3 protein-coding genes are annotated in these 2,477 nt (G+C 35.2%); 1 reads left to right on the top strand and 2 read right to left on the bottom strand.

All coding sequences use genetic code 11. The annotated features are described in order from the left end of the window. Positions 1-65 precede the first annotated feature (65 nt). Together ACOVQ4_RS19095 and ACOVQ4_RS19090 are read right to left on the bottom strand one after the other, a co-directional pair. A complete protein-coding gene (locus ACOVQ4_RS19095) occupies positions 66-653 on the bottom strand; it encodes an RNA polymerase sigma factor (RefSeq protein ID WP_421822203.1) in 588 nt (195 codons plus the stop codon). 261 nt (positions 654-914) lie between these two features. Continuing rightward, on the bottom strand, positions 915-1,370 hold the full coding sequence (locus tag ACOVQ4_RS19090; protein ID WP_421822202.1) for a YHS domain-containing (seleno)protein: 456 nt from the start codon (positions 1,368-1,370) through the stop codon (positions 915-917). Positions 1,371-1,697: 327 nt separating this feature from the next. Between ACOVQ4_RS19090 and ACOVQ4_RS19085 the strand changes: the two genes are divergently transcribed. After that, positions 1,698-2,261, top strand: a complete 564-nt coding sequence (locus tag ACOVQ4_RS19085) for a Crp/Fnr family transcriptional regulator (protein WP_421822201.1) — start codon at positions 1,698-1,700, stop codon at positions 2,259-2,261. Positions 2,262-2,477: the final 216 nt, after the last annotated feature.

Below are 2,477 nucleotides of genomic sequence, written 5' to 3'. Positions count from 1 at the left end.
AAATAATAGTTGTTGTATTCTTCGCAATACACTAATTCACAATTCATCATTCACAACTATTGCATTCATAGTAGCCACAACAAGATAAAAGGAACCAATAATTCCCAATGTTGGCGAAGATTCAGAAGGGCTCGTTGGATGATATTCGAAACAGATTGAGGTTTGATTTGCAGTAATTGCGCTATTTCTTCTACTCTCAAATCTTGATAGAAGCGTAAATAAAGAATTTCTCTTTGACGGTCAGGGAGTTGTTTGAGGAAATAAGAAATTTTGGATTGTTGCTCTTGCTGAGATTCATTTTCGATAAAAAACATTTCAGAAGATGCTTCTGAAAAATTTTCTTGAAAATCCTCTTCTAATGGAACAGCACTAAAGGCCCTTAAAGTTTTAAATAACTGATTTCTAAAAGCCTTTAATAAATAAAACTTTACTGAATCAACTTCTGTTAAGGAGGTTCTTTTTACCCATAAATTGACTAGTAAGTCCTGAATGGCATCCTCAATAATTTGGCTATTGGTCGTAAACTTTCCACCATAGTGGCGAAACATTCTGTAGTACCGTGTCGACAACTGTGTAAAGGCAACTTCATCTCCAGCTCTGAAATTATTCCAGAGAGATTGTTCTTGAAAAGATGAAAATTCCTTGATGCGCATGATTGAAATTATATTGAAAGCTGTACGAAATAATCAAAAATATCTAAGAATAACAATATAACTGAAAAAATCGGCTACTTGTTAAAGGATGTAATTCTTTAAAAATACTGTATTCGCATACAATTGAAGAGGATAATTAAAAGGCTGTCAGCTTTTTTGACTTCCATCATTTAGCAACAAAAAAGCGGAGAAGTTTTTACCTCTCCGCCTTCAAATATTAAAAACATGGATATTCAGTTTTTGTCAAAATAGATAGTTCTGCTATTGCTTGGCAGTTTTTGACATCAAAGCAGGCCAAAAATCATTTGCTTTCTTGATTCTCCCAGGAATATCTTTTTTCCATAATTCCTTCACTTTTAGGTTATAGTTTAAATACAATTTGTCATCCACAATCGTGAACGCCTCTGGTTCAGTAGGCGATTTGTGGTTTTCACTCAAACCATAAGCACAATATCCTCCATATTGCGGGGCAAACTTTTCAGGATTTGCCTTAAAATCTTCCTTGTTTTCTTCTGAACTAAACAACCATTTTACGCCATTCCAATCATAGGAAATGGTTTCTTGTCCTTTCACTGGCTTACTCTGTTTGAAATAAGCCACAGGGTCATACCCACGAATAGCAATTCCATCTTTCTGGAAAACGTCGGTTTCTTGCGCCAAAAGCTGTACACTTGTTGACATCAAAAATAAAAGCAATACAAATAATTTAGTCTTCATTATTTTATGATTTAAAATTTATATTGCAAACTTCGTTGTTAACCATCTGACCAAAAGTCGGCTATATGACAAAAATCTCTTTTCTGTAAAAAAGGAGATGCTTTTGCCGAATGCCCAAAGCTGAAGGCTTAAGAAAAAAGTATTTTTTTTGAAATGATAAATACATTTTGCCTAATGCCTACGGCTTACAACCTAAAGCCAAGCCCTGACATCTAATTTTGGATGATTACTTATTGGAATTTGCCCTTGAATTTTGTTGATTTGTTCATCGTTAAATTTCAATCAATGCCATAGGCCTAAGTGCCTCCCAACTTTATTCTTTCTCCTATGGATTTTTTACAACATATCAGCAGCAAAATTCCTGTGACTGAAGCCCAACAAGAACGGATTAATAAGGCCTTCAAAACGGAGCGTCATACCAAAAATACGATTTTGATGCTGCCAGGAGCTATTTCTCAGAAAGCAACTTTTGTAGAAAAGGGCTTATTACGCACCTATTACACCCATAACGACAAAGATATTACGCACTTTTTTTTCGAAGAGGGCTTTGTTTCTATGAATATCGATAGTGTGTTTTTTAATCAACCTACTCCTTATGGTACTGAAGCTCTGGAAGATGTAACCTTAAGAACCATTCAGTACCGAGACTTTATGACTTTGGCTGAAGAAATCCCTGCCTTAAAAGATTATGTTTTTTTGACGTCTATACAAATGGTCAAACTATTTTCGGATAGGCTTTATTCACTGCAATTTCATACCGCTCAAGAAAGATATACGACCTTGCTCAACGACCACCCTTCAATTCTTTTGCGAGCGCCATTGGGACATATTGCCTCGTATTTGGGTATTACGCAACAGACCTTGAGTGTAATTCGCTCGAAGACGAAATAGAGATTTTTCTCTAAACTTAAAGATTTTAGACAGCCTTAAGTAGGAATGCTGAATTATATTTAAGTTTTGTGTTTTAGGCACAAGGCAACAGGCACAAAGTGTTCAAATGTTTTTTATTAACGATAGATATGTTTTTGCCGAATGCCCATATCTGTGGTCGTTAAAAACATTTTAACACTCTTTGCCTTGTGCCTGTTGCCTTGTTTGTGCCTAAAT

The sequence above is a fragment of the Flectobacillus sp. genome, assembly GCF_049240685.1.
Classification (GTDB): Bacteria; Bacteroidota; Bacteroidia; order Cytophagales; family Spirosomataceae; genus Flectobacillus.
Note: the sequence above shows the minus strand (reverse complement) of the source record. Positions and strands in the feature narration are given on the sequence as shown.